This is a genomic window from Pseudomonas sp. ES4 (genome assembly GCF_050586665.1).
Classification (GTDB): Bacteria; Pseudomonadota; Gammaproteobacteria; order Pseudomonadales; family Pseudomonadaceae; genus Aquipseudomonas; species Aquipseudomonas frederiksbergensis.
Genome location: NZ_JBOBDO010000034.1, coordinates 23028 through 45096, shown reverse-complemented (window position 1 = coordinate 45096; position 22069 = coordinate 23028). Strand labels below are relative to the sequence as shown.

General features: G+C 61.1%; 20 protein-coding genes and 1 pseudogene. 8 read left to right on the top strand and 13 right to left on the bottom strand.

What is annotated here, in order from left to right; genetic code table 11:
* Positions 1 to 98: 98 nt before the first annotated feature.
* From ACQ4OB_RS25870 to cpaB, 5 genes are all read right to left on the bottom strand, one after another.
* Positions 99 to 989 (bottom strand): type II secretion system F family protein, encoded by an 891-nt coding sequence (locus ACQ4OB_RS25870; RefSeq protein ID WP_074873480.1) that lies wholly within the window; start codon positions 987 to 989, stop codon positions 99 to 101.
* The gene (locus ACQ4OB_RS25865; RefSeq protein ID WP_430956713.1) at positions 986 to 1870 is read right to left on the bottom strand and encodes a type II secretion system F family protein; all 885 of its coding nucleotides are present in this window, start codon (positions 1868 to 1870) and stop codon (positions 986 to 988) included. The genes ACQ4OB_RS25870 and ACQ4OB_RS25865 overlap by 4 nt, the downstream gene beginning before the upstream one ends.
* 10 nt (positions 1871 to 1880) lie before the next feature.
* Positions 1881 to 3161 carry a CpaF family protein gene (locus tag ACQ4OB_RS25860; protein WP_076028773.1) on the bottom strand — a complete coding sequence of 427 codons (1281 nt, stop codon included), beginning with the start codon at positions 3159 to 3161 and terminating at the stop codon, positions 1881 to 1883.
* Positions 3158 to 4354, bottom strand: coding sequence for an AAA family ATPase (locus tag ACQ4OB_RS25855; protein WP_074873486.1), 1197 nt, complete (start codon positions 4352 to 4354; stop codon positions 3158 to 3160). The genes ACQ4OB_RS25860 and ACQ4OB_RS25855 overlap by 4 nt, the downstream gene beginning before the upstream one ends.
* Before the next feature lie 129 nt (positions 4355 to 4483).
* The gene (gene cpaB / locus ACQ4OB_RS25850) at positions 4484 to 5431 is read right to left on the bottom strand and encodes a Flp pilus assembly protein CpaB (protein WP_074873488.1); all 948 of its coding nucleotides are present in this window, start codon (positions 5429 to 5431) and stop codon (positions 4484 to 4486) included.
* 323 nt (positions 5432 to 5754) lie between these two features.
* Between cpaB and ACQ4OB_RS25845 the strand changes: the two genes are divergently transcribed.
* Together ACQ4OB_RS25845 and ACQ4OB_RS25840 are read left to right on the top strand one after the other, a co-directional pair.
* Positions 5755 to 5955 (top strand): Flp family type IVb pilin, encoded by a 201-nt coding sequence (locus tag ACQ4OB_RS25845; protein ID WP_076028770.1) that lies wholly within the window; start codon positions 5755 to 5757, stop codon positions 5953 to 5955.
* An 80-nt stretch (positions 5956 to 6035) separates the two neighbouring features.
* Complete coding sequence (locus ACQ4OB_RS25840; protein WP_074873492.1) at positions 6036 to 6449, top strand: response regulator; 414 nt, start codon at positions 6036 to 6038, stop codon at positions 6447 to 6449.
* An 87-nt stretch (positions 6450 to 6536) separates the two neighbouring features.
* On the opposite strand, the gene ACQ4OB_RS25835 is transcribed toward ACQ4OB_RS25840, so the two are convergent.
* Entirely contained in the window at positions 6537 to 7391 is an 855-nt protein-coding gene (locus ACQ4OB_RS25835; protein ID WP_430956712.1) for a MaoC family dehydratase, read from the bottom strand.
* 2 nt (positions 7392 to 7393) lie between these two features.
* Positions 7394 to 8746, bottom strand: coding sequence for a 3-oxoacyl-ACP reductase (locus ACQ4OB_RS25830; RefSeq protein WP_074873496.1), 1353 nt, complete (start codon positions 8744 to 8746; stop codon positions 7394 to 7396).
* 157 nt (positions 8747 to 8903) lie between these two features.
* Here ACQ4OB_RS25830 and ACQ4OB_RS25825 point away from each other — a divergent pair, with 157 nt between their 5' ends.
* Positions 8904 to 10181: an acetyl-CoA C-acetyltransferase gene (locus ACQ4OB_RS25825; protein ID WP_074873498.1), complete on the top strand. Its 1278-nt coding sequence runs from the start codon at positions 8904 to 8906 to the stop codon at positions 10179 to 10181.
* Here ACQ4OB_RS25825 and ACQ4OB_RS25820 read toward each other — a convergent pair.
* The gene (locus ACQ4OB_RS25820) at positions 10168 to 11196 is read right to left on the bottom strand and encodes a bile acid:sodium symporter family protein (RefSeq protein ID WP_102615728.1); all 1029 of its coding nucleotides are present in this window, start codon (positions 11194 to 11196) and stop codon (positions 10168 to 10170) included. The genes ACQ4OB_RS25825 and ACQ4OB_RS25820 overlap by 14 nt on opposite strands.
* A gap of 84 nt (positions 11197 to 11280) precedes the next feature.
* Here ACQ4OB_RS25820 and ACQ4OB_RS25815 point away from each other — a divergent pair, with 84 nt between their 5' ends.
* A complete protein-coding gene (locus ACQ4OB_RS25815; protein WP_430956711.1) occupies positions 11281 to 12072 on the top strand; it encodes an AraC family transcriptional regulator in 792 nt (263 codons plus the stop codon).
* A gap of 178 nt (positions 12073 to 12250) precedes the next feature.
* Here the strand turns inward: ACQ4OB_RS25815 and ACQ4OB_RS25810 are convergent, their stop codons facing one another.
* On the bottom strand, positions 12251 to 12979 hold the full coding sequence (locus tag ACQ4OB_RS25810) for a methyl-accepting chemotaxis protein (protein WP_371917828.1): 729 nt from the start codon (positions 12977 to 12979) through the stop codon (positions 12251 to 12253).
* Positions 12980 to 13108: 129 nt separating this feature from the next.
* Positions 13109 to 14197 (bottom strand): annotated as a pseudogene (locus tag ACQ4OB_RS25805) (cache domain-containing protein); the annotation flags it as partial.
* A gap of 407 nt (positions 14198 to 14604) precedes the next feature.
* Between ACQ4OB_RS25805 and ACQ4OB_RS25800 the strand changes: the two are divergent.
* Positions 14605 to 15498, top strand: coding sequence for a PA4780 family RIO1-like protein kinase (locus ACQ4OB_RS25800; RefSeq protein ID WP_008156543.1), 894 nt, complete (start codon positions 14605 to 14607; stop codon positions 15496 to 15498).
* Positions 15499 to 15815: 317 nt separating this feature from the next.
* Positions 15816 to 17033 carry an MFS transporter gene (locus tag ACQ4OB_RS25795; protein WP_430956710.1) on the top strand — a complete coding sequence of 406 codons (1218 nt, stop codon included), beginning with the start codon at positions 15816 to 15818 and terminating at the stop codon, positions 17031 to 17033.
* Here the strand turns inward: ACQ4OB_RS25795 and cueR are convergent.
* From cueR to ACQ4OB_RS25780, 3 genes are all read right to left on the bottom strand, one after another.
* On the bottom strand, positions 16987 to 17400 hold the full coding sequence (cueR, locus tag ACQ4OB_RS25790; protein ID WP_430956709.1) for a Cu(I)-responsive transcriptional regulator: 414 nt from the start codon (positions 17398 to 17400) through the stop codon (positions 16987 to 16989). The genes ACQ4OB_RS25795 and cueR overlap by 47 nt on opposite strands.
* Positions 17397 to 19790 carry a heavy metal translocating P-type ATPase gene (locus ACQ4OB_RS25785; protein ID WP_430956708.1) on the bottom strand — a complete coding sequence of 798 codons (2394 nt, stop codon included), beginning with the start codon at positions 19788 to 19790 and terminating at the stop codon, positions 17397 to 17399. The genes cueR and ACQ4OB_RS25785 overlap by 4 nt, the downstream gene beginning before the upstream one ends.
* A gap of 214 nt (positions 19791 to 20004) precedes the next feature.
* Positions 20005 to 20388: a hypothetical protein gene (locus ACQ4OB_RS25780; protein ID WP_076028759.1), complete on the bottom strand. Its 384-nt coding sequence runs from the start codon at positions 20386 to 20388 to the stop codon at positions 20005 to 20007.
* A 147-nt stretch (positions 20389 to 20535) separates the two neighbouring features.
* Between ACQ4OB_RS25780 and ACQ4OB_RS25775 the strand changes: the two genes are divergently transcribed.
* Both ACQ4OB_RS25775 and ACQ4OB_RS25770 read left to right on the top strand, forming a co-directional pair.
* Positions 20536 to 20733, top strand: coding sequence for a heavy-metal-associated domain-containing protein (locus ACQ4OB_RS25775; protein ID WP_076028758.1), 198 nt, complete (start codon positions 20536 to 20538; stop codon positions 20731 to 20733).
* A 136-nt stretch (positions 20734 to 20869) separates the two neighbouring features.
* Entirely contained in the window at positions 20870 to 22066 is a 1197-nt protein-coding gene (locus tag ACQ4OB_RS25770; RefSeq protein ID WP_430956707.1) for a multidrug effflux MFS transporter, read from the top strand.
* Positions 22067 to 22069: the final 3 nt, after the last annotated feature.

The following is a 22069-nucleotide window of genomic DNA, read 5'->3' as shown; positions in this document are numbered from 1 at the left end:
GTTGTTGTCTTTTTTACGAGTGCCCACACCGTTACTCGCGCAACCGCCTGACAACAGCCGACACAAGCCGGCCAGTCATTGCTTTCATTACGATCCCTCTAAGAACCAAAGGCACGGGACAGGGCGGTGAAGCCCGGGCCGGCCAGTACGATCAATAACGCCGGGAAGAGAAACAGCATCATCACGATGGACATTTTGGCGGACAGCTTGGAGATGTACTCCTGCAGGCGCGTCAGGCGCCGGTCGTCGAGCAATTGCTTGAGGGTCAGCAGGGATTTCATCGCACCGCCCCCCTGATGGATCAGCTGCTCAAGGATGACGCAGGTGTCGGTGAACTCGTCGACGGCCAGCAGTTGGGTGACTTTGTGCAGTTCTTCGCCCAGTTCCAGGCCGGAATCGACCCGGGCCAATACCAAGCGCAATTCATGGGTCAGGGCCGGTAATAATTGTTTGCCTTCATTGCTCAACACTCGCAGCGACTGCTCCACCGCCATGCCCGATTCGAACAGGATGCGCAGCAGCGGAATGAAGGTGGAAATCTCCAGCGCCAGTTGTTTTTGCCGACGCTGCGCGGCAGCGGCCAGCAACCGTTTGGGCAATAGATAGCCGATGCAGGTGGCGAGTACCGGGGCCATCCATTGATTGTCTGCGTGAGGGAAGAACACGCCCTGGATCAGCAAGGCCAGGGCCAGCGCCAGCACCGGAGCGCCTACCTGGAATGCCGCGAACAGTGAACGTCGCCGGGCGCTGCGCCAGCCCAGACGGTTAAGCAAGGCCTGGGTTTCGTTATCCAGGTTGACCGAACGCTGACCGATCCGGCTGCTGCCCAGCAGCTCAAGCCACTGATTTACCCGGTTGTCGCTCGCCAGTTTGCCGTCGAGTCGTTGTGCCACCTGGCGAGCCCGTCGACGGTGTTCCAGCAAACCGCTGAGCAGCAACAGGGTGGCCCCCAGCAACAGCAACGCGCAGATCAGCAAAGGCACTTTCATACGCTGCGCAACATATGCCAGAGGGCCAGGCTGCCGATCACCTGCAAGCCGAACGCGGACGCGAGCATGATTTGCCCCGAGCCGTCGTGCCACATGGCAAGCAAGTATTGAGGGTTGGTCGCGAGGAAATAACCCGCCAGGCCAATCGGCAAACAGCCCAGGACCCACGCGGTCACCCGGGTTTCACCGGTCATGGCCCTGAGCTGGCGTGCAGCCTGCTCGCGCTCGCGGATCATCTTGATCAGGTTTTCCAGCAGTTCGCTGGCGTTGCCGCCATAGCGGTGATTGACCTTCAACCCCAGCGCGAACAGGCGAAGTTCGTCTTTCTCATACAGCTCGGCAAAGTCCGCCGCGGCATCCGGCAGGCTGACCCCCAACACCACGTTGCGCTGAATCCGCCCCATGGCGTTTTTTAGCGGGTCTTCAGCGGTGTCGATGGCGCCCAGCACCGCATCGGCCAGGGTGCGCCCGGACTTCAGACTGCGCACGGTGTGATCGAGCATTTGTGGCAGTTGTTCGATCATGCGCTGGAGTCGGCGCTGATAACGCCAATTGACGTACAGACGCAGCATCAGCGGCGGCAGCAGTAACAGAACCAGCAAGCCGACCCAGCCACCGGTAGCAAATCCGAGCAAGATGCCAAAGGCCCAGAGCAGCAGCCACCCGCCCAGACGCTCGGAAGGACGCCTGAGGCCGGCCCGCAGAAACGCCCGGTCCAGACCCACCCAAGAGGCTTTCGTCGGCACCGGCTGCGCTTGTCCCTGGATCAGGCGACCCAGCACCCGCTCAGTGCCGGACTGGCGCAAACCGCGATAAAACAGGCGGATCGACAGTCCGAGCAAAACCAGGCAAAGGAGGATGAGCAGCACCGGTTTGAGCATGCCGTGGCCTTCAGTACACAGAGGGAGAGAGCGCCGACTCGCGGCGCAGTTTGTCGCCGGCGGGGTTGACCGCCTCACGGATGAATCCGAAGCCGGTACGCCGGTCGAACCGGAACAACGTGTTGGTGACATACACGTCATCACGCAAACCGATCACCTCCACCACTTCGCTGACGCAGCGGCGGCCGTCGGGCAGGCGCGTCAGCTGGATCACGACATCCAGTGCGGCGCAGATCATTTGCCGCAAGGTCCGCTCGGCGATGGTGCGGCCCGTCAGGCCCACCAGGGTCTCCAGGCGCAACAGCGCATCCTGGGCGTTGTTGGCGTGCACGGTACTCATGGAACCGTCGTGACCGGTGTTCATCGCGGTGAGTACATCCAGCACTTCGACGCCACGAATTTCGCCGAGGATGATTCGGTCCGGGCGCATCCGCAGGGCGTTGCGAATCAGGTCGCTGGCCTTCACTTCGCCGTGGCCTTCGGCATTCGGCGGTCGGGTTTCCAGGCGTACCACGTGAGGGTGGCCCAGTTGCAGTTCGGCCACGTCTTCGATGGTGACGATTCGCTCGTGAGGGTTGATCAACTGGCTGAGAATGTTCAGCAGAGTTGTCTTGCCGGTGCCGGTGCCGCCGCTGATCAGGATGTTGCAGCGTTGGCCCACGGCCTCCTGAATGAAGTCGAAGATCGCCTGATCGATGGTTTGCATCGCCACCAGATCTGAGCTTTTGAGCATGTCCTTGCGAAATTTGCGGATCGACAGGCAGGGACCATCGAGCGCAATCGGCGGAATGATCGCATTGACCCGACTACCGTCGGGCAGTCGTGCGTCGACCATTGGCGAGGACTCATCGAGCCGTCGGCCCAGGGGCGCGAGGATCCGTTGCATGACCCGTTCGACGTGATGCGCATCGATGAAACGCAGGTCGCTTAGATGCAGGATGCCGTCGCGTTCAATGAACACCCGGTGCGGGCCGTTGACCAGAATCTCCGTCACCGCCGGGTCCCGCAGCAACACTTCCAAGGGGCCGAAACCGGTGAGTTCATCGACGATTTCTTCGGCCAGACGCTCCATTTCATAGCGGGAAATCGCCAGGTGCAGCCGGGCGATGTACTCGGCAACCTTGTCGATGACGAACTGTGAGAGCAGCTGCCGCGAACCCTCCAGCAGGTTTTTGCCGGATTCCTCGATGGCGTCGATGATGTAGCGGTGCAGCACCAGTTTCAGACCTTCGTGGTCGGTGTTGCCGCTGGTGGTGCGTTCAGGTGCACCGAAAAGTTTTTCACCGCTCATTGCGCACCCCTCAACCGGTTGAACCAGCCAGGCCTGGGCTTGGCCAGGCCCTCGGAGCGCTTGGCCAACTGATCGCCGAGGGCGCGCAGGCTTTGAGTCAGGTTTTCGCGGGGGGCCAGTTCAAACAGCGTCACCCCTTGGTTCTTGGCATTGAGCCGCACTTCCGGGCTGTAGACGAGGGTCGCGATGATCTCCATGCCGAAGCTTTTGCTCAAGGTGTCGGCGTCCGGTGCGACGTTGCGCAGGTAGCGGTCCACCAGCAGTCTGGCGTGATCGAGCTTCATGCCTTTTTCACGCCACAGGCCGAGTACTGCCAGGTTGCGACGGCAGTCGAGGACGTTCTGATCGGTGTACCACAGCAACTTGTCGCAATGGGTGACGAAGGTGCGTAGCGCTTCGCTGTCCGGCTGGCCAGTCAGGTTCACCACGATGTGCTGGAAGTGTTGGCGCAGGGCGCTGAGCAGCATGTACAACTCGGCGGTGCTGGTGTGTTCCAGCGGCATATCGTGGCTGGCGTAGGCGAGGATCCGCAACCCGGCGGCGCAGGTGGTGAACGCGCTGTCGATCAGCGTCGCGTCGAGGCGCCGCAAGTGCCGGAGTGCATCGCCGAAGTGGAACGAACTCTCCAGCCCGAGCAAGGCCAGGCTGTCACCGCGTGGCAGGCCCAGGTCCAGCAACAGCGTTTGCTGCCCGCTCTTTTGCACCACTTGCGCCAGGTGCGTGGCGAGCAGCGCGCCGTCGGCGTTGATCTGCACACCGTAGAGCACCGTCAGGCTGCCCAGTTGGGTGTTCGGGGCCACGGGCGGCAGACGTTTGCCCAGCCGTCGCACCAACCCCGCGACTTCACTGGAACGCGAGCCATAAGCCACGAAATCCCGCGCACCGGCGCGCATGGCATTGAGCACGAGTTGGTTGTCCATGCCATCGCCCAGCGCGACGATCGCCAGCATCGGTTTAGCTTCCAGGGCACCTTCGATCAGTGCGCTTTGGGCCACCACGTGTTCACGGTCCAGGCCGATGAACACCAGGCTGGCGAAGGTCACATCCACCAGCGCCAGCAATTCGTCGAGGCTGCCACCACCGGCGCTGACCACTTGGCCCAACGGGGCGAGGGCGCCTTGCAGCCACTCAAGGTCGGTGCTGTTGCGCGTGATCGCGAGGAAGGTCTGGCTCAGGTTCTGGCTCTGGCTCATTGCGATAATCCGCTGCGTTTATCGAAGTTGCAGTTTTCGAAGAAGTACAAGCGATACCCGTTCGGATCTTTGTTGTGCTTGAAACAGCGGCATGGAACGACTGGGCATTTAGATGCGTCCTTGCTCGATTCAGGGAGTTTGTTGGGTAATTTCGTTGCCGCGAATAACTTCCACGCTTGGCTTGCGCGGTGCTGTGCCGCTGGGGATAGCGGCAGGTTTGGGTGGGGGCGTCATGGCCAGTTGGCTGAACTGCATCAACTCGCGGTTGGTGCTGGCAAGACTGGCCGATGAAACTCTTTCGCCGGCCCAGTAACGAGCCAGGCGTTTTTCATCGGCGCTGCGTACGGCCAGGCGCAACACGCCGGCCTGGGCCGCGAGCATCAACCGACTCAGTAATTGTTCGGGGACGGCAAGCAAGACGCTGCGGGCGTTGGCACGCAATTGTTCCTGCTTGAGTTTTTCTTCGTTACTGCGGGCCGGGCTTGCGGGTTGACCGTCGTTGGTCAACCCCATCTGTTCGCCTACGCCGAGCACCCGCAAGGCCGGCACCACCAGTTGCGCCGACGGTTGAGGGTTGTTGTTGTCCATGCGCAGAAACAGCAGCACATCGACATAGTCCCCCGGTGTCAGTTGCCCCCCGGCACTGATTACTTCATCCACGGCGACGGCGAGGGCGCGTTCATCGGGACGAATCATCCGCGCGAGTCTGCCGCCGGCTTCGAAGCTTTCATCACTGAGCCAGGTGCCGGCACTGAGGGCACGCCAGGGCGTTCGGCCAATGGCTTGATCGAGGCGGCTCAGGCTGCCGGCCGGGGCGGTACGGAGTTTTTCCAGGGTCACGTCGGCGGCGCTGATCGGTACGAACGGGGGCACATCATGCAGCAGCACCACCACGGGTTGGCGGGTGGGGTCGTCCATAGGAGCAGATGTCTGGGCGGTGGGTGCAGGCGTGACAATTCCGGGTTGCACGACAGGGTCGGGAACGGTTTGGCTGCTCAGCGTGAGACCCCAGTAACCGGCAATAATGGCGCCCACCAAAAACAAGCCGGCCAGCCCCAGAGTGATTCGACTGTTCATGACGGCTCTCCCTTTCCTGCTGCTTGAGACCTCGTCGCGCCCAACGAGACAACTTCGCAATCAGGCAGCTATGAACATGGAACTATTTCGCTATTTGACGGTAGCTCAGCTAGAGCAAAAAGCCATTACGGACCTGAAAATAACTAACGAAAGTAAGCAGCTAGGGCGAAAACAAGACTTTTCTGGCGTCAACGAAGCAACTAATACTTTAGTGATAATTCGTTCTTACAGTTGTGGGTAGGTGGAATGCCGACAATGCTGAGGATGGCAAAGGGGAATCATGTTGCGATCGTGCAACACCCGCGTCTTTCAGGAGAACTGCCATGTCCTTTTCCAAGATTGCTCAGAAGATCAAATCCGAAATCGCTTTTTACAAAGGCCTGGCTAAAGATACCGAGGGGGCTTCGGGTATTGAGTACGCAATTGTTGCCGCCATGATCGCGGTGGTGATTGCCGGCCTCAGTGCAGGGATGGGAACCTCGATAACAACCCTGTTCGGCACCATCAAGGCCGCCATCGATTGACGCGAGAAGACGCAGTGGCAACTTGCTAATGCTCCAAAGGGCTTCTAACGTCAACGCTTAGTCCATTGCAGGTGTTGCCCATGAACGCTCCCTCACTTCCGCGCCAACAGCTTCTTCTGGTCGATGATGAGGAGGATGCGTTGCTCGAATTGGCGGAGTTGCTGGAGGGCGAGGGCTTCAATTGCTTTACCGCCACCTCGGTCAAGCTCGCGCTGAACCACCTGACACGTCACCCTGATATTGCGTTGGTGATCACGGACCTGCGGATGCCGGAGGAGAGCGGCATGTCGTTGATCAAACGGTTGCGCGAACATACGTCCCGCCAGCATTTGCCGGTGATCGTGACATCGGGGCATGCCGACATGGAGGATGTCAGCGACATGTTGCGGTTGCAGGTGCTCGACCTGTTTCGCAAGCCGATTTATCACGTGCGATTGTTGGAGACGTTGAACAATCTGTTTCCGCAGCCTCGCATGGGTTTAGTGAGTCAGTGATTGATCGTTCCCACGCTCTGCGTGGGAATGCAGCCAGGGACGCTCCGCGTCCCAAGAGCCGAACACCGGGCACAGGAACGATCAAGGTCAGGCAACCGGCCGCCAATGCCCCGCCATATGCTCCAAATCCCCCGCACCCACCAACAGCAAATCCCCGCTCGACCCCGCCGCGCTGGCCAGCAATGTCACCTCACTGGGCAACCGCACCGGTTTCCTGAACTGCACCGCAATCTCGACATTCGCCGCCGGCAGATGATCGGCAAGCGCCGCAAGCGTTCGGGCCTTGTTCCACAACCCATGGGCGATGGCCGTCGGGAAACCGAAGAGTTTGGCGCTGACGGCACTCAGGTGAATCGGGTTGTAGTCACCGGACACTTTGGCATACTGCCGCCCAATGTCCGCGGGCGCTTTCCAGCGGGCCACTTCCGGCATTTCCAGCGTCGAAGCCAACACTTTCTCGACGGGCTCGCCTGCCAGTTTGACCCCACGGCACAACATCTGGCTTTCCGCTTCCCACAACGCCCCCAACTGATCGTCGAGAGTGGTCACCAGGTCGAACGTGGCGCCTTTTTCATGGGGTTGAAGGTTTTGCACCTGAACGCTGACCCGCACACGATTCACGCCGCCCATTGGGCGAAAGACACGAATGCGGTTGCTCAGGTGAATCAACCCCAGCAACGGGAATGGAAACTCCCTGGCCGTCAACAATTGCATCTGCAAAGCGAAGCCGAGGATGTGGGGGTAGGTTGGCGGCAACAAACCGTTCTCGGCAAAACCGCAGACCTTGCGATAGTCCGCCAGGCGCGTCGGATCGACATTGATCCAGCAGCGCAAACCCGAATCGGGCAGGGTGGTGCCGGTGATTCTGCGTCGCGTCGCAGCCCGCACGTACAGTCCCGACAGGCTGGGTTCGCAGTTGAGTGTGTGCCAATCGATGCTCATGCCTAAGCCCCCAATACACTTTGCCCGCACACTCGCAGCGCCTGCCCGGTGAACGCGCCGGTACCCGGTTGAGCCAGCCAGGCCACCGCTTCGGCGACGTCTTGCGGCAGGCCGCCCTGGCCCAGCGAACTCATGCGCCGCCCGGCCTCGCGCACGGCGAACGGCAGGTGCGCGGTCATCTGGGTTTCGATGAAACCGGGGGCTACCGCGTTGATGCTGATGCCGCGTTCATTCAACAAGGGCGCCCAGGCTTGGGCCAGGCCAATCAGCCCGGCCTTGCTCGTGGCGTAATTGGTTTGCCCGCGATTGCCGGCGATGCCGCTGATGGACGCCAGCAGGATCACCCGCCCGTTGTCGTGCAGGGTGCCGCTGTCGAGCAGTGCCTTGGTCAGCACTTGCGGCGCGTTGAGGTTGACCGCCAACACTGCGTCCCAGAATTCCGGGGTCATGTTGGCCAGGGTTTTATCCCGGGTGATGCCCGCGTTGTGCACCACGATGTCGATGCCGTCGGGCAGTTGCTCGACCAACTGCGCGGCGGCGTCGTCGGCGCAAATGTCCAGGGTAATGCTGCGCCCGCCGAGGCGTGCGGCGAGGGCTTCGAGGTCGGTCTTGGCCGGTGCTACGTCGAGCAGGATCACGTCGGCCCCGTCGCGGGCCAGGGTTTCGGCGATGGAGGCGCCGATGCCGCGTGCCGCGCCTGTGACCAGCGCCTTGCGGCCGGCCAATGGGCGAGTCCAGTCCGTCACCTGCGCGTCGCAGGCATTCAAGCGAATCACTTGCCCGGAAACGAACGCACTTTTGGGTGAGAGGAAAAACCTCAGTGGGCCTTCCAGCTGATCCTCCGCCCCTTCGCCGACATAAATCAGCTGCAAGGTGCCACCGCTGCGCAATTCCTTGGCCAGTGAACGGCTGAAGCCTTCCAGCGCTCGCTGGGCACTGGCGGCGAAGGGATCGCTCAAGTTCTCCGGATCGCGCCCCAGAATCACCAGATGCGCGCTGTGATCGAGGTTTTTGATCAACGGCTGGAAGAACTCGCGCAGCTGTTTGAGTTGATCGGTCTGCACCAGGTCACTGGCGTCGAACACCACGGCTTTGAGTTTTGGGCCGTGGCCGGGAATCCACGCGGTGGCCAGCGAAGGCTCGGTGCCGTAGCTGTAAATCGCGTCGGTCAGGCGGTTGGCAAAGGTGCCGATTTTCTCCGTCAACGGGCCACCGCCGATCAACAGCGCCCCTTCGACAGGCCGCAGCCGGCCGGCTTGCCAGCGCTCCAGCCGAACCGGCGACGGCAGACCCAGGGCCCCGACCAAACGATGGCCGATGGACGAATTAGCGAAGTCGATATAACGGTCGGACATGGAACGCGCTCCAGCGGCTGGGATTCAAAGTGTGGACCATGAATGGCAATCAGTCGTTCGATCCACGAGATTAGGCCTACGCTTGGCTATTGTAGGAGCTAGCTAGGCTCCTACAGGGGGTTGGTTTTCAATTTGGAAATTTCATCAGGAGCTTTTCATGACTCAACTGCGCCGCGTTGCGATTATTGGTGGTAACCGTATCCCCTTTGCCCGGTCCAACGGGCCGTACGCCACTGCCAGTAACCAGGCGATGTTCACCGCAGCGCTGGAAGGCCTGATCGAGCGCTATAACCTGCACGGTGTGCGCATGGGCGAGGTGGCGGCGGGTGCGCTGGTCAAGTATTTGCGCGATTCCGGCCTGACCCGCGAATGCGTGCTGGGCTCGCGGTTGTCGCCGATGACGCCGGCCTACGACATCCAGCAAGCCTGCGGCACGGGGCTGGAGGCGACATTGCTGGTGGCGAACAAAATCGCAGTGGGTCAGATCGAATGCGGCATTGCCGGTGGCGTCGACACAGCTTCGGACGTGCCGATCGGTGTAAACGAAAGCCTGCGCAAGATCCTTCTGCAGGCCAATCGCGCCCGCAGCACCGCCGACAAACTTAAAACCTTCCTGCAACTGCGTCCTCGTCATTTGATGCCCTACTTTCCAAGCATCGGCGAGCCGCGCACCGGCCGGACGATGGGCGAACACTGTGAAATGATGGCCCAGACCTGGAGCATCCCGCGTGACGAACAGGATCAGCTGACCCAGGAAAGTCATCAGAAACTGGCCGCGTCCTACGCCGAAGGCTGGCACAACGATTTGATCACACCGTTCCTCGGCCTGACCCGGGACAACAACCTGCGCCCGGATCTGACTCTGGAAAAACTCGCCTCACTGAAACCGGCCTTCGAGAAAAGCGCCAAGGGCACCCTGACTGCGGGCAATTCGACGCCGCTCACCGATGGTGCATCGGTGGTGTTGCTGGGCAGTGAGGAATGGGCGAAAGAGCGCGGCTTGCCGATCCTCGCCTATTGGCGTGACGGCGAGACGGCGGCGGTGGATTTCGTCAACGGTGCGGAAGGGCTGTTGATGGCGCCGGTGTACGCGGTGCCGCGTTTGCTGGCGCGCAACGGCCTGACCTTGCAGGACTTCGATTACTACGAAATCCACGAAGCCTTCGCCGCGCAGGTGCTCTGCACATTGAAGGCCTGGGAAGATCCGGAGTATTGCAAAACCCGCCTCGGTCTCGATGCGCCACTGGGCTCCATCGACCGCAGCCGTCTCAACGTCAAAGGCAGTTCACTGGCGGCGGGGCATCCCTTTGCCGCCACCGGGGCGCGCATCGTTGCCAACCTCGCGAAGTTGCTGGATGCGGCGGGCAAGGGTCGAGGGTTGATCTCGATCTGCGCCGCCGGTGGTCAGGGGGTTACGGCGATTATCGAGCGCTGAGGGTTGGGGCGTTTTGCTGTTGCGCCAGCTGCCGATTGCGGTTGGCGTAACCCTCGGCCATCACCGAGCAGACGATCAGCTGCAGCGGGTGGTAGATCATGATCGGCAGCAGGATCAGCCCAAGCCCCGGGTTGGCGCCGAAGATCAGCGCTGCCATCGGCGCTCCGGCGGCCAGGGATTTCTTGCTGGCGCAGAACACCGCGGCGATTTCATCGGCGGGGCTGAATTGCAATGCGCGAGCGGTGCGGGTGGTCATCCACAGGATGATCGCCAGCAGGATTGCACTGCCGATCAGTGCCGTGAGGATCACGCTGTTGCCCTGCTTTTGCCACATCCCCGAGACCATCGAATTGCAGAACGCCGCGTAGACCAGCAACAGAATCACCAGCTTGTCGGCGATGTTGGTGTAGCGCTTGTGGCGGGCGAAGAACTTGCCTAGCCATGGTCGCAGCAATTGGCCGAGTACCAGTGGCAACAGCAACATGGCGCAGAGGTCGAGCAGGGTTGCGCCCAGATCGATGCCGCCAGCGCCGCTGCCGACCACAAAACTCACCAGCAACGGCGTCAGGAAAATCCCCAGCACGCTGGACAGGCTCGCGTTGAGAATCGCCGCCGGTACGTTGCCGCCCGCGCTGCCGGTCAGGGCCACAGATGAGGAGATGGTCGAGGGCAGGGCACAGAGGTACAAAAAGCCCAGCATCAATAACGACGGAATGTGCGAACCCAACAGCTTGTCGCTCAGCAGCCAGATCAGCGGAAACACTGCGAAGGTGAAACCCTGGACCATCACGTGCAGCTTCCAGTTTTTCAGACCGTGAGTGATTTGCTCGCTGGACAGGTTGACTCCGTGCAGGAAGAACACCAGGAACACGCCGATGTTGATCACGTATTCAGCGTGCATGCCGCCGCCGGTGGCGCCGAAGGTCGGGAAGACATACGCCAGCAGCGTGGCAATCAACATGCCACACAAGAACCAGTCAGTGACCACGCGTTTGAGGTGTTTGAAGGCATGCATAACAGGCACCGAATACATTTGTAAGAATTGGTGACTTAGCCTAACGTCGGCTCCAACAGCCGTCTTGCGACATAAGGCCAATCAATGCCGACTAACGGACAACTTTCCCTTGAACGGACGATTCCGACGCTGACGGCATTGCCGCGTGCGCTGTATGCCCGAGCGGAAAGTCTCACCGCCGGTTCATGGACCTCGCCCCATCGGCACGATTGGGTACAGTTTTCCTACGCGATCAGCGGCGTTCTCGGCGTGCACACTGCCGAAGGCAGTTTCTTTGCGCCGCCGCAGTGGGGTATCTGGATTCCGGCGGATCTCGAACACCAGGTGGTGACTTCAATGCGCGCCGAGATGCGCAGCCTCTATGTGCGCCGCGAGGATTGTGATTGGGCGGAGGAGCGTTGCCGGGTGCTGGAAGTGACGCCGTTGGCCCGGGAGCTGATCAAGAGTTTTTGTTTGCTGCCGGTTGAATATCCACAGGGCGACAGTCAGGACGCGCGGCTGGTGAGTGTGCTGCTGGACCAGTTGGCGCATCTGCCGGAGGTTGGCTTCTCGCTACCGTTACCGCGTCATGAACGGTTGCTGGGGCTGTGCAACGAGCTGATCGAAAGCCCTGAGCGCAATGTGACCTTGCAGGCGTGGGCCGAGCGGTTGGGGACCTCGGAGAAGACCTTGATGCGGCTTTTTCAGCGTGAAACGGGGTTGAGTTTTCGAGGGTGGCGCCAGCGGATGCGGCTGCTGTCGTCGTTGAGTTTGCTGGAGGAGGGGGACAGCGTGACGAATGCCGCGCTGTCTTGCGGGTATGACTCGACGTCGGCGTTTATTGCGGCGTTCAAAAGCCTGTTCGGGTTTACCCCCGGAGAGTTGTTTCGGCAGTGATGATCGTTCCCATGCTCCGCGTGGGAATGCCTCAAGGGACGCTCCGCGTTCCAGCTTTCGAATGGGACGCGGAGCGTCCCGGGCTGCATTCCCACGCAGAGCGTGGGAACGATCAACAAAACCCTGTGGGAGCGAGCCTGCTCGCGATTGGCCGCGCAGCGGCCACCGGGATTCTGAATCAGGTTCTGAAACGGCGCACCAACCCATCCAGCTCATTCGACAACCCGGCCAGGCTCTGCGAATCCAGCCGCGCCGAGTTCGCCAGTTCCGCCACCAATTGCGCATCACCATGAATCTGGCTGATGTGCCGATTGATGTCTTCAGCCACCTGATGCTGTTCTTCCGCCGCGGTAGCGATCTGGGTGTTCATGTCGCGAATCACGTCGACCGATTCCCGAATCAGCCCGAAGCTGCTGCGTGCTTCACCGATTCGCGTCACCGATTGCTGGGACACTTCCAGGCTCGCATGCATTTGCTGGGTCACCTGACTGGTACGTTTGGCGAGGTTGCCCAGTAAACCGTCGATTTCCGCCGTGGAATCCGCCGTGCGCTTGGCCAGCGCCCGAACTTCATCGGCGACCACTGCAAACCCACGACCCTGTTCGCCGGCCCGTGCCGCTTCAATGGCCGCGTTCAGTGCCAGCAGGTTGGTCTGTTCGGCAATCGAGCGAATGGTCCCCAGGATTGACTGAATGTCGTTGCTGTCGCGCTCAAGTTGCTGCATCGACTGGGCCGATTGTTCGATTTCCTGGCTCAGGCGATCAACACTGGTCACGGCTGCATCAATCTGTTGCTGACCTTCACGCGCCTGGCGCTGGCCGCTGTCGGCCGATTCCGCCGCCTGGCTGCAAGAGCGGGCGACTTCGTTGGCGGTGGCGACCATTTCGTGGAACGCCGTGGACACCATGTCCACCGCTTCACGTTGACGCCCGGCGGCTTCGGCCATGTCGCTGGAGACCTGGGTCGAACTCTTGGAGGTGGCGAGGATCTTGGTCGCGGCACCGCCAATGCTCTGGATCAAGTTGCGAATCGCCGCCAAAAACTGGTTGAACCAGTTGGCCAGTTGCGCGGTTTCGTCGCTGCCACGGATTTGCAGGTTCTTGGTCAGGTCGCCTTCGCCTTGGGCGATGCCTTCCAGACCGCTGGCCACACTGCGGATCGGCCGCACGATCAGACTGGCGAAACTGGCGCCGACGATGGCGAAGAGCACCGCCAGCACGGCGGCGATGATCGCGATCAACCAGGTCAGTTGGGTGGCCGAACTCATCACGTCGGTCTGCTTGATCAGGCCGATAAAGGTCCAGCCCAGCTGCTCCGACGGCCAGACGTTGGCCATGTAGCGTTCGCCGTTCAGCTCGACTTCCACCAGCCCTTTGCCAGCCTTGGCCAGTTGCGCGTAGCCGTCGCCGAGGCTGCTCAGCGCTTTGAAGTTGTGTTCCGGTTGCTTCGGATCGACCAGCACGGTGCCGGTGTTTTCCAGCAGCATCAGGTAGCCGGTTTCACCGAGCTTGATCTGTTTGACGATTTCGGTGAGCTGCTTGAGCGTCACGTCGATGCTGACCACGCCGCCATGGGTGCCCAATTTGTTATCGATGGTGCGCACGGTACTGACGTACGTCGCGTCGTCCTGGGCCCAGTAATAGGCCTCAGTGCGAAATGGTTTGCCCGGTTTGGCCTGGGCAGCCTTGTACCAGGGGCGCTGGCGCGGGTCGTAATTGTTCAGCTTGGCATCGTCGGGCCAGGACACATAACCGCCCGCCGCGGTGCCGAGGATGGCATAGGCGTAGGACGGGTGACTGTTACCCAGGTCCTGAAGGAGAGCGAAGACCTTCTTGTCCATCTCGCCTTGGGGAATGCTCTCGGCGTTGGCGCTTATGTAGGTCTTGAGGCTGTCATCGGAGTTCTTGATCAGCGGTTGGGTGGCCAGGTAATCCACGTTCTGGCTGATGCCGTCGAAGAACAGTTGCATGGCGTTGCTGACCTGACGAATCTCGCGGCCACTGCCGTCGACGAAACTGTCCTTGGCATCGCTGCGCAAGTTCAGCACAACCAGGGTAGCGACCAGCACCACCGGCAAGCAGGCGATGATTGCAAACGCCCAGGTCAACTTCTGTTTGATGTTCATCCGCGCTCCAGATTTTTCTTGTAGGCCCACGCAGTGCAGATGACTCGCGGATTATTGGCAGCCGTAAACGATTGTCGGACAAATCACTTTGTCTCAGATGACTTCGGCTGGCCGAGGCGGAAATTGAGGCCTGTTTAGAAAAATCCTACGAAGGGTATGAATCCAGATGTCAGCTTTTGTCGTAAATACCCGTTTGGCCCTTCAGCAACAAGTGACGCAGGGTCAGCTATGATCTGTGGCGGCCGATGATGACTGGCGGTTGTTGACCGATTAATCCGGCACGTTGTGTGCTTGTTGACGGTTATTGGAGCGTTCATAGGTCGGCAACCCCTCCCCCGAACGAGTGGATTGCCGTATAACGAATGACTTTCGCGTGTTTGGTAATAAAGGACCCCCAATAAAAGCTGATGAAGACTCCAAAACGCATTGAACCCCTGATCGAGGACGGTCTGGTCGACGAGGTGCTGCGCCCACTCATGAGTGGTAAAGAAGCAGCTGTTTATGTGGTGCGCTGCGGCAACGAGTTACGTTGCGCGAAGGTCTACAAGGAGGCGAATAAACGCAGTTTCCGTCAGGCGGCCGAGTATCAGGAAGGCCGCAAGGTGCGCAACAGCCGTCAGGCTCGAGCGATGGCCAAGGGCTCCAAGTTCGGCAAGAAAGAAACCGAAGACGCCTGGCAAAATGCCGAAGTGGCGGCGTTGTTCCGTCTGGCCGGTGCTGGCGTGCGGGTTCCGCAGCCGTACGACTTCCTTGAAGGCGTGCTGTTGATGGAGCTGGTGGCCGACGAGTACGGCGATGCCGCGCCGCGTCTGAACGACGTGGTGCTGGAACCGGATCAGGCGCGCGAGTATCACGCGTTCCTGATTTCGCAGATCGTGCTGATGTTGTGTACCGGTCTGGTGCACGGTGACCTGTCGGAGTTCAACGTACTGCTGACCCCGACCGGTCCGGTGATCATCGACCTGCCACAAGCGGTCGATGCGGCGGGCAACAACCACGCCTTCAGCATGCTGGAGCGGGATGTGGGCAACATGGCGTCTTATTTCGGGCGGTTTGCGCCGGAGTTGAAAAAGACCAAGTACGCCAAGGAAATGTGGGCCCTGTTCGAAGCCGGCACCTTGCACCCGGCCAGCATCTTGACCGGCGAGTTCGATGAGCCGGAAGAGTTGGCCGATGTTGGCGGGATCATGCGCGAAATCGAGGCCGCACGCCTTGATGAAGAGCGCAAGCAAGCGATCCGCGCGGCAGATGACGCGCCACCGAGCAAAGCCGAAGAACCGCCTCCGCCCTGGATGCAGTGATCGGTTAACGAAAAACCCGGCTTCGGCCGGGTTTTTTGTGTTTGCTGGACTTTGGTGGTGTGTCATGTGGATCGACCCCTCACCCTAACCCTCCCGAAACGTCGGACCGCCCCAAAGGGGCGAGGGGACTGACCGAGATGTTCTTTCGAGCTACTTCGACCTGAAAGTTCGTGTTGAACTCAGGTTTGAAAACAACAGAGATCGGCTCCCTTTCCCCCTCTCCCCTCTGGGGAGAGGGCTGGGGTGAGGGGTGGCTTTCAGTTCCACACAAAATCGCGTCTACTGCCACCGCCCAAACCCACACTCAAGGATTGAATGTGAACACCTCTACCCGCAACGCCCAACTGATCATCACCGCCCGCCTGATCTCGGACTTCGGCGCCTTCCTCAACATGGTCGCCCTGGCCACCTACGTCTACCTGCTCAGCAACAGCGCCATGAGCGTCGGCATTTTTCTCGCCAGCCGCGTGGCCGGTGGAATATTCGCCAGCCTCATCGGCACGACGTTTTATCGCCGCTGGGCCGGGCGCCTGCCGCTGATTGCCTTTGACCTGTTACGCGCCGGGCTGCTGGGCCTGTTGTTGGTGCTGCCTGTCGCCCAGCAGATGCTGCTGTTGCCGGTGATCGCTTTCGGCCTGGGATTTGGCAACTCAATGTTCGCCATCGGCCTCAACAGTCAGTTGCCGCACTTGATCGAGGCCGATCAGTTGCTCAAGGCCAACGCCTGGATCACCTCGGCGTCGTCGGCCGCCATGGTCGGCGGAAGTCTGGTGTCAGGGCTATTGGTGGCGGCATTCGGCTTTGAAACAGTGTTTGCATTGAACGTGGTCACTTACCTGCTGGCCGCGTTGTTCATCTTGCCGCTGCGTTTTTCACCCCCAGCGCCCAGCGATGAACCGATCCACAAACGTGGTGAATGGGCGGCCCTGCTCCAGGGGCTGCGCAGTACACCGGTTGTGGCGGCAATGCTCGCGGTGGCGATGGCTGACACCCTTGGCAGTGCCGCGCACAACGTGGGTTTTCCGATTATTTCCAGACTGCTGACGCCCGAGTCGGCCAGCACCACGCTGGGTCTGATGCTGGCCGTTTGGGCCAGCGGAAAACTCATCGGTGCACGCATCGCCAGTCGGCTGAAAGGCTCGGAGAACGTCAACCTGGAGCGGCGATTCTTCTTTGGTGTGTTGCTGATGTCCTGCGGCTTCATCCTGATGTTTCAGCAGCAAACGCTCTACGGTTTGCTGTTGTTCTCGTTGCCGGCGGGGTTGGGCGACGGTTTCTCGGAAGTCGGCCTGATGTCGCGGCTGCAACGTGAACCGGACAGCCTGCGCCTACCGATTTTCAGCTTTCTGACGCTGTTGCAAATGACCGGGTTCGGCGTCGGCATGCTGATTGCGGCGCCGTTCTATTCGTGGTGGACGCCGGGTGCCGTGGTGCTGTTGTTCCACGGCATTCCCCTCACCACCTTGTTGGTGATGAAGGGGCTGGCGATCAGGGGCGAGCGGGTGGTGCGCAACAGCCCGACTCCAGGCTCTTGAGGATCGGGCAGTCGGGACGGTGATCGCCGTGGCAGTGTTCGACCAGGTTCTGCAGGGTGTCGCGCAGTTGGCCGAGTTCGCGGATTTTCTGGTTCAGCTCATCGATGTGCTGACGGGCCAGGGCTTTCACATCGGAGCTGGCTCTTTGGCGGTCCTGCCAGAGGGTCAGCAGTTTGCCGACCTCATCCAGTGAGAACCCCAGGTCCCGGGAGCGCTTGATGAACGCCAGGGTATGCAGGTCGTCGTCGCCGTACACCCGATAGCCGCTGTCGGTACGATGGGCGGCCTTGAGCAAACCGATGGATTCGTAATAACGGATCATCTTCGAACTCAGGCCGCTTTGGCGGGCCGCTTGGCCGATGTTCATCGGTTGTCCTCCAGATCCTTGGGTTTCCAGGTTTTCAACAGTAACGCATTGCTCACCACGCTGACGCTCGACAACGCCATGGCCGCACCGGCCAGCACCGGGTTGAGGAAGCCGAAGGCTGCCAGCGGAATGCCGATCAGGTTGTAGACGAAGGCCCAGAACAGGTTCTGACGAATCTTCGCGTAGGTCTTGCGGCTGATCTCCAGCGCCGCCGGCACCAACCGTGGGTCGCCGCGCATCAGGGTGATCCCGGCCGCGTGCATCGCAACGTCGGTACCGCCGCCCATGGCGATACCGATATCGGCGGCGGCGAGGGCGGGTGCGTCGTTGATGCCGTCGCCGACCATCGCTACCACGCCGTTTTTCTTGAGTGTGGCGACGGTGGCCGCTTTGTCGGCGGGCAGCACTTCGGCGTAGACATCCGTGATGCCCAGCGCCTGGGCAACCACTTTGGCACTGCCGCGATTGTCGCCGGTCAGCAAGTGGCTGCTGATGTGGCGGGCGTTGAGTTGTTGCACAGCTTGCAGCGCGCCGGGTTTGAGGGTATCGCCGAATGCGAAGAGGCCGAGCACCCGAAGTTCGGGACTTTGCTCGATCAGCCAGGACAGGGTCCGGCCTTCGGTTTCCCACGCGGCAGCAGACTCAGCCCATTCACCGGCGTTCAAGCCGCTTTCTTCGAGGAGACGACGATTGCCCAGCGCCAATCGACGACCGTCCAGAGTGCCCGCGATGCCACGGCCGGTCAGGGACTGGCTGTCGCTGACATCGGCCACCGTCAAGCCGCGTTCGGCGCAAGCGTCCAGAACCGCCTTGGCCAGTGGGTGTTCACTGCCGCGTTGCAGGGCGCCGGCCATTTGCAGCAGGGCCTCTTCGTCATGGTTGATTGCGCTTAGATGAGCGATGCGCGGAGTACCCGAAGTCAGGGTGCCGGTCTTGTCGAAGACCACCGCACTGACTTCGTGGGCACGCTCCAACGCTTCGGCGTCCTTGATCAGAATCCCGTAACGCGCCGCCACCCCGGTCCCGGCCATGATTGCCGTTGGTGTGGCCAACCCCAGGGCGCACGGGCAAGCGATCACCAATACCGCCACGGCATTGATCAGCGCGGTTTCCATCGGCGCGCCGTACAACCACCAACCGATCAAGGTTGCCAGCGCAATCAGCAGAACCGTTGGCACGAACACCTGGCTGACTTTGTCCACCAGTTTCTGGATCGGAGCCTTCGCCGCTTGAGCGTCTTCGACCAGGCGGATGATGCGGGCGAGTACGGTTTCCGCGCCCAAGGCCAGGGTGCGAACGAGCAACCGGCCTTCGCCATTGATCGCGCCGCCGGTGACTTTGTCGCCGGGTTGTTTCGGCACTGGCAGGCTTTCGCCGCTGATCAGCGCTTCGTCGGCGTGGCTCTGGCCTTCGACCACTTCACCGTCCACCGGGAAGCGTTCGCCGGGTTTGACCATCACCAGATCATTGAGGCGCAAGGCGCTGATCGCGACGTCCTGCTCGCGCCCATCGATCACCTGAATCGCCCGCTCCGGACGCAAGGCTTCGAGCGCGCGAATGGCACTGGCGGTCTGGCGCTTGGCGCGGCTTTCCAGGTATTTGCCCAGCAGCACCAGGGCAATCACCACCGCCGAGGCTTCGAAATACAGGTGCGGCATGCGCCCGGCGGCGGTGGCCCATTCATAAAGGCTCAGGCCATAACCGGCGCTGGTACCCAACGCGACCAGCAAATCCATGTTGCCGGCACCGGCGCGCACGGCTTTCCAGGCCGCGACGTAAAAGCGTGCACCGAAGATGAATTGCACTGGCGTGGCCAACGCGAATTGCACCCAGGCCGGGAGCATCCAGTGCACGCCGAACGGTTGCAGCAACATCGGTAGCACCAACGGCGCGGCGAGGATGATCGCCATGATCAAGGCCCAACGCTCGCGGCGCAGGCGTTGTTGCTGATTATCGGTTTGCGGGTGTTCGACTTCCCAGACGCTGGCGCTGTAGCCCGCCTTGGTCACGGCAGCGATCAGGGTTTGCGGATCGATCTGGCCGAGCAGTTCAAGGTGGGCGCGTTCATTGGCCAAGTTGACGCTGACGCTTTTGACTCCGGGCACTTTGGCCAGCGCTCGCTCGACCCGACCGACGCAGGAGGCGCAGGTCATGCCGTCGATGCTCAATTCCAGGCTCTGTTGCGGCACGCTGTAACCCGCCTGCTGCACCGCCTCCATCAACGCTGGCAGGCTGTCGCTGGGCGCCTGGACGCGGGCCTGTTCGGTGGCCAGGTTGACGCTGACGGCAGAGGCGCCGATGACTTTGCTCAAGGCACGCTCGACACGCCCGGCGCAACTGGCGCAGGTCATGCCGGCAATCGGCAGATTGAAAGTGGTGGATTCGGACATCGGTCACGCTCCCTGTAGAAGATACCCACAGGATCAACCTTGCCATGCTGGCAAGGTCAAGCGCCATGTCTCAGATCAAAAGACTGGCACCTGATCGTTCCCACGCTCTGCGTGGGAATGCAGCCCGGGACGCTCTGCGTCCCCTTTAAAAGCCGAACGCAGAGCGTCCGTTGAGGCATTCCCACGCAGAGCGTGGGAACGATCGGTCTGGCGATCAATAGTCCAGGGCAGTGGGTTTCAGGTACATCCCTTCCTGCGTCATCGCAATCCGGAACTTCAGCACGTCGCCGGCCTTGAGCGTGATGTTCTGCGAACCCGGGGCGAGCATGCCCGGGTTGCACCCCGACGCCTGGCCCGGCAGCAGCTTCAGGCGCAAGGACACATTGCCCGGCGGCAGGTTGAACGAGGTGCTTTGCTCCTGGAACAGCCGCGCCGACAACTGATCCTGGATGTACACGCCGATCTCGCAGGAGGTCGCGACTTCCAGGCGCTCGCGGGAAATGATCAGTACGCCATAGTCCTCCCCGGCGGCTTGAACCGAAGGTGTCGCGGCAAAAAGGCTGAGAAAGCCAAACAGGCTGAGAGCTGACCAGCGCATGGCTGAATCTCCTGATGTCGAGTCATTGATGGACGCAGCTTGGCCGAGCGCAGCGTTGATTGCCAGCCCGGCAGCTCACTGCAGAACTTGACCTTGCCATGATGGCAAGCTCGAGACTGCACGCAACCTCACTCAAGGAGTCATCCCATGCAAGTGTTCAACGTTCAAGGCATGTCCTGTGGTCACTGCGTCAGAGCCATCACCCAGGCGCTGCAAGCCAAGGATCCTGCGGCCAGCGTGCGTGTCGATCTGGCCGCGAAGGAAGTCGGCGTCGAGAGTGCTTTGTCGGCGGATCAGGTGATCGCGGTGATAACCGAAGAGGGCTACGCCGCCAAGGTTGCCTGAGAACAAAGCGCAATCCTCCCACAGGGGATTGTATTCACTCAGTGGTTTTTAATAGTTAGCGACCTAACGGAATGTTCAAGGCCTCCCTTCGGGGCTAGACTGTCGGCCTGCCGACCCATGCCTGACTGGATGCCTGATGAACCTCCGTACCATTTTGATTCTTGGCGCCTTGAGCGCCTTCGGTCCGCTGGCGATCGATTTCTATCTGCCGGCCTTCCCGGCGATGGCGCTCGCCTTCGGCACCGATGAAAAACACGTTCAACTGACCCTGGCTGCATATTTCCTTGGCCTGTCCATCGGTCAACTGGCTTACGGCCCGGTAGCGGATCGATTTGGGCGTCGCATTCCCTTGCTGACCGGCGTCGGCTTATTCACCGCCGCCTCCCTGGCCTGCGCCTATGCGCCGAGCCTCGAATGGTTGATGGGCGCACGTTTCATCCAGGCGTTGGGCGGCTGCGCGGGGATGGTGATTGCGCGGGCGGTTGTCAGCGATAAATGCGATGCGGTGGGTTCGGCGAAGGTCTTTTCGCAGTTGATGCTGGTGATGGGCCTGGCGCCGATTCTTGCGCCGATGCTGGGCGGGCTGTTGGTCAATACCACGGGCTGGCAGTCGATCTTTCTGGTGCTGAGCGGTTTCAGTGCACTGGCAGGGTTGGCCGTGGCGCTCGGGCTGCCGGAAAGTCTGCCGGCCCATGTGCCGCGTCAACCGTTGTCCGGGGCGTTGCGTCAGTACGGTCGACTGTTGTCGGACCGGGTGTTCCTCGGCCACGCCCTGACCGGTGGCATCGCCATCGCCGGGATGTTTGCCTACATTGCCGGTTCACCGTTCGTCTTCATCAAGCTGTATGGCGTACCGGCCGAGCATTTCGGCTGGCTGTTCGGTACCAACGCGGCGGGTTTCATTCTGGTGGCACAGCTTAACGCGCGACTACTGGCCAAGCGTGGTCCGGCGTTTCTGCTGGCGCGCACCGTGTGGATCTACGTCGGCGCCGGGCTGGCGCTGCTGGCCGTCAGTTCGTTGCACACCGCGCAGCTATGGCCGTTGCTGATTCCGCTGTTTGTCTGCATTGCCAGCCTGGGTTGCATCCTCCCCAACGCCTCGGCCTGCGCCATGAACGGGCAGGGCGCAAGGGCCGGCAGTGCATCGGCGATGCTCGGTTGCCTGCAATTCAGCGTCGCCGCCGGGGCGGCAGCACTGGTGGGCGTTTTACACGACGGCAGCGCCATGCCGATGGCCATGGTCATCAGCCTGTGCGGCATTCTGGTGGTGAGCGTGGCGATGCTCACCCGGCGTTTGCAAAATACCCGGGCGCTGGCGCAAGCCCAGGTCTGAGGG